Raw genomic sequence first — 4,821 nt, forward strand, 5'->3', positions numbered from 1 at the left:
AAAAATAGAAGGACCGGCCGCAAAGGATTTCCCAGCAGCCGGTCCTTCGCTTTTTTAATAAGGATTCGTGCCTATTCTTCCGCGGAACCCGCTCCCGCCCCACCCGAAGGTGGAAAGGCACACCCACCGCCAAAGGAACGCCCCAAGGAATTCATTAACCTCAGCGCAATCATGATAAGTTTTTACTGTAGCCGTACCCGGCTCCAATAAAAACGGCTGACCCGGAAAAGGTCAGCCGTTCGTTTTATATGGCAGTTTCGTTTATTCGTTCTCTTTCATACGCGCCGCGGGATTCTCGCGCCATTTTTTAGCCCGCACGGAAATCCACATGATCAGATCCTCCTGGTTGATGGTGCGGAGCATGCCGTAGCTGGGCGTGTAAATGTTGGTGAACTGCGTGAGGGAATCACCCTTGAGGCCGGTTACCTGACTCACGAAGCTCTTGGAATAGCGGTAATCGACGAACTGCTGGCGCTCGTTTTCGTCGTAGAGTTTCTTGAACTTGCGAAGGTCCTTTTCCTTGCGGGAGCCGCGCGTGAAGGGACTGAACACCAGCCCGAACCCGCCGTCGGTTCTTTTTTCGGTATTGACCAGCGTCTTTTCCTTCGATTCGAGGAAAGGCCTGAATTCTTCGTACCGCGCGATGGAATCGAGCTGATAGGCGTTCCATTTCCCGGAAACTTCCACCTGGGGCAGGAAGCGCTCCCGGGCTTTCAGGCGGATATTGGCAACCTGCGTGCCGGCGAGGTTAACCACCTTTACGCTATCGGAAACATATCCGATGAAAGAAACGACGATTTCGTCGCCCTGGCGCGCGGCGATTCTATAAAAACCGCCCTGGTCGGAGAAGACGCGGGCGCCGGTTTGTTTATTCCGGACCGTTGCGGGATATAAAACAAGCTTGCCGTCGGAGCTCGTGATCTGGCCACGAAGGGTAACGGGCGTTTCGATCTGGGCCATTGCCGGTAACGAAGCCGCGCCGCACACAAGGGTCAGCAGCATGGTAATCAGGTACAATCTGGTGGGTTTCATATTATTCTAACATTTGCGTCCGGAAAATAGTTAAGACACGAATGTAATATAAAAAAGCAATTCCCGGAGGAATCGTCTTCCCCGGGAATTGCCCGTAATTCGTGTTGTTACAGGGAACGGATGATCGAAATCACCTCGTCCCTGGTTATACCGAGTTTAATCTGAATCTGGCGGATGAGACGGTCGTCTTTCCCCTGCTCATAGGTAAGATCCGTCTCCGTCAAATCGGCGAACAGCTGCTTCAGTTTCGCCTTGATCTCGCTCCACCGGTCCTTGATCATCAGGATGTCCATGACATGACAATTTATGGGTGAACTAATGAGGGGTTACAACCATAAATTCAAAGTCTGTGCCAAACAACCGTCAGGCCCCGCTAACCTGGATAGCGGTCTGGAAAAGCGCACTATGCCCCGGCTCCACCGTCACCAGCCCGATGCCATTATTGAACGCATTCGGCGCGCCGGTCAGGTTCTCGATGGCGATGCTGTCCCGGTGCGGCGGCGTATACACCTGCAGGATCGGGTAGCTTTTATCGGGATAAAACGCGATCCGGATGTTTTTCTCCGGGTCGGTCAGCGTGCAAAGCGGCTGACTGGCGGCAAAATCCAGCAGGAAGGAATTATCCAGGCTCACGCCATTCATGCTTTTCCCCTGCGCGAACTCGCTGTACGGCAGCACTTCCCCGGTAGGGATGAGCTTTTCGTCGAACTCCACGATGCTGGTGCTGCTGAATTGCAACTCCAGCCGGTCTACCGGCGTACCCGTCGTGAAATACGGGTGCCAGCCGTCCATCATGGGAACGGGTGCGTTATGCAGGTTGAAAACGGCCGTGGTTACCTGGAGCGTTTGCTCCGGCAGCAGGCGGTACTGCACCTCGCAGCGGTAAGGGAACGGGTATCCGGGATCGTCGCCGGCGTAGTGGTGCTCAAGGGAGATCTCGGCAAAGCTGTCGGTCGCCTCTTCTTTGATGAGGGTGAAAGCCTGGTCGAACAGCAGCCCGTGGATGGGGGATTTGCGGATGGTGTAATCCGTCCCCTTCCAGTTGTAAGCGCCATCCTTGATACGGCAGGCGAACGGGCTCAGCTTTACGCTTTTGAAACTGCCCGTTACCCCTGCATGCAAGTCGGATTCGCTTTTGTAGCTGTCTATTACATTGATAAGACCACTCCCGTGCGGCACGCTGAACGCATGCAGCAGGGCGCCATATCCGGGTATGACCTGTACTTCCGCGCCTGCATCGTCCTGCAGCGCGATGATGGAAAAGCCGTTCTCTTCTTTATGCGTGATACTGAATGCCATGCTTCGATTTTGCCCTAAATATACAGCCTAAATGTACTGGTTGATGATATTTTCCAGCCATTCCTGGCGGCCGCTCGTTTGTTTCGGTTCGCCGTTGGCGATAGCGAAAGCACGGAGATCTTCCAGCGTCAGCTTGCCGCTTTCGAATTCCTGGCCTTTGCCGGAGTCGAAAGAGGCGTAGCGGTCTTTCCGGAACTGGCGGTAAGGCGATTCGCGGAGCATGCGGTCGGCCACTAAAGCCGCGCGGGCAAAAGCGTCCATTCCGCCGATATGCGCGTGGAAAATATCTTCGAGATCAGTGGAATTACGACGGGCTTTTGCGTCGAAGTTCACGCCGCCGCCTGCGAAACCGCCGGCTTCGAGGATCACCAGCATGGTTTCGACGAGCTCGTTGAGGTTCATGGGGAACTGGTCGGTGTCCCAGCCGTTCTGGTAATCGCCGCGGTTGGCGTCGATGCTGCCCAGCATGCCCGCATCTGCCGCTACCTGCAGCTCGTGCTGGAACGTATGACCGGCGAGGGTGGCGTGGTTGACTTCAATGTTGAGTTTGAAATCCTTGTCGAGCCCGTATTCGCGGAGGAAGCCGATCACGGTGGCGCTATCGTAGTCGTATTGGTGCTTGGTAGGTTCGCAGGGTTTGGGCTCGATGAAGAAAGTACCCTTGAAGCCCTGTTTCCGCGCGTAATCGCGGGCCATACCGAGGAAGCGGCCGAGGTGGTCGAGCTCGCGTTTCATATCGGTATTCAGCAAGGTCATGTAACCTTCGCGGCCGCCCCAGAACACGTAGTTCTCACCGCCCAGGGCGATCGTGGCGTCGAGGGAGTTTTTCACCTGCGTACCGGCATAGGCTACCACGGAGAAGTCCGGGTTGGTGGAAGCGCCGTTCATATAACGCGGGTTGCTGAAAACGTTGGCGGTGCCCCAGAGGAGCTTCACGCCGCTGGCTTTCTGTTTTTCTTTCGCATAATCCACGATGGCCTGCATGCGCTTTTCGTATTCGGCGATGGAAGCGCCTTCGTCGACCAGGTCGATGTCGTGGAAGCAATAGTAAGGAACGCCGAGTTTGGTGATGAACTCGAAGGCGGCGTCCATTTTATCTTTGGCGGACTGGATCGCGTCGCTGGAAGCGAGCCAGGGGAATTCTTTGGTGCCGGGGCCGAAGGGATCGCCGCCGGTGCCGCAGAAGGTATGCCAGTAGCTCACGGCGAACTTGAACAGCTCGCGGAGCGTTTTGCCGTTGATGGTCGCATTCTCGTCGTACCACTTGTACGCAAAAGGATTGTCGGATTTGGGGCCTTCATATTTCACGGCGCCCACTGTCGGGAAGTACGTTTTGTTACCTGTGATGATCTGCATTTGTAAAGATTTTATCTGTTCGACAATATTTGCTGCAATTTCACTTTCCAGTCGGCATATGCATCCTGGTAAGCCGCATGTGATTTGGCGTCGGGCGAGATGGTGGCGAGGCAATCCATGCCGCGGAAGGCTTCGGGGAAGGATGTGAACACCCCTGCGCCTACGCCCGCTCCTCTTGCCGCGCCCTGCGCGCCGTCTGTATTATACAATTCGATCTCGGCCCCCGTGGCGTTGGCGAAGGCTTCCCGGAAAAGGGGGCTGAGGAACATATTCGCTTTGCCCGCGCGCACGCGGTTGATGCGCAGGCCCATGGACCGCATGATATCCATCCCGTAAGCCAGGGCGAACACGATGCCTTCCTGCCCGGCGCGCAACAGGTGCGCGGGAGAATGGATGCCAAAGTCGAGCCCCTGCACACTGGCGCCGGGGAGCCTGTTCTGCAGGATCCTTTCCGCGCCGTTGCCGAAGGGGAAAACACGCAGCCCCTCCGAACCGGGAGGCGCCGTAGCCGCCAGGTCGTTCATCTTATCATACGCCATCCCGCCGGAAACCTGCCGCAGCCAGCTGTTGAGAATGCCCGTTCCGTTGAGGCACATGAGCACGCCGTTGCGTGTTTCCTTTTCGGTATGGTTGACGTGGATAAAGGCGTTGACGCGGCTCTTCGCATCAAAGGCCGGCTGGTTATGGACGGCGTACACCACGCCGGAAGTGCCCGCTGTAGTGGCGGCTTCTCCGGGCTGGAGCACATTCAGGGAAAATGCGTTGTTCGGCTGGTCGCCCGCGCGGTAAGTAACCGGCGTGCCTTCCTTCAACCCCAACAATTCCGCCGCCGCTTTCGATACTTTCCCCTGCTCACCGAAGGTGGGAACAATGGGCGAAAGCAACGCGGCATCGATCCCATATAATTCCAGCAGTTGATCCGACACTTTGCCTTCTTTGAAGTCCCAGAAGATCCCTTCTGAAAGCCCGGAGAGTGTAGTGGCGGGAACACCGGTGAGGCGCATGGCGATGAAATCCCCCGGCAGCATGATGTGCCGGATCTTCGCGTAGAGCGCAGGCTCGTTGAGCTGCACCCAGCGGAGCTTGGAAGCGGTGAAGTTACCCGGTGAGTTCAGGAGGTGCGGAAGCGTGTAG

5 protein-coding genes are annotated in these 4,821 nt (G+C 56.5%); all 5 read right to left on the minus strand.

All coding sequences use genetic code 11. From position 1 onward, the window contains the following. Positions 1–261: 261 nt before the first annotated feature. Positions 262–1,032: a carboxypeptidase-like regulatory domain-containing protein gene (locus Q0510_RS05845; RefSeq protein WP_298709097.1), complete on the minus strand. Its 771-nt coding sequence runs from the start codon at positions 1,030–1,032 to the stop codon at positions 262–264. Between the two features lie 107 nt (positions 1,033–1,139). Further along, positions 1,140–1,325: a general stress protein CsbD gene (locus Q0510_RS05850; protein WP_298709099.1), complete on the minus strand. Its 186-nt coding sequence runs from the start codon at positions 1,323–1,325 to the stop codon at positions 1,140–1,142. A gap of 70 nt (positions 1,326–1,395) precedes the next feature. Further along, positions 1,396–2,331, minus strand: a complete 936-nt coding sequence (locus tag Q0510_RS05855) for an aldose 1-epimerase (RefSeq protein ID WP_298709101.1) — start codon at positions 2,329–2,331, stop codon at positions 1,396–1,398. A gap of 27 nt (positions 2,332–2,358) precedes the next feature. Continuing rightward, the gene (gene xylA / locus Q0510_RS05860; RefSeq protein WP_298709103.1) at positions 2,359–3,687 is read right to left on the minus strand and encodes a xylose isomerase; all 1,329 of its coding nucleotides are present in this window, start codon (positions 3,685–3,687) and stop codon (positions 2,359–2,361) included. 11 nt (positions 3,688–3,698) lie between these two features. Beyond that, on the minus strand, positions 3,699–4,821 hold a 1,123-nt coding region (locus Q0510_RS05865; RefSeq protein WP_298709105.1), incomplete at its 5' end, for an FGGY family carbohydrate kinase.

Origin of the sequence: uncultured Chitinophaga sp., from assembly GCF_937874145.1 — a bacterium.
In the GTDB taxonomy this organism is placed as follows: Bacteria; Bacteroidota; Bacteroidia; order Chitinophagales; family Chitinophagaceae; genus Chitinophaga.

Coding starts and splice junctions, on each gene's coding strand:
- Q0510_RS05845 (WP_298709097.1), bottom strand. CDS start 1,032: ATGAAACCCACCAGATTGTACCTGATTACCATGCTGCTGACCCTTGTG.
- Q0510_RS05850 (WP_298709099.1), bottom strand. CDS start 1,325: ATGGACATCCTGATGATCAAGGACCGGTGGAGCGAGATCAAGGCGAAA.
- Q0510_RS05855 (WP_298709101.1), bottom strand. CDS start 2,331: ATGGCATTCAGTATCACGCATAAAGAAGAGAACGGCTTTTCCATCATC.
- xylA (WP_298709103.1), bottom strand. CDS start 3,687: ATGCAGATCATCACAGGTAACAAAACGTACTTCCCGACAGTGGGCGCC.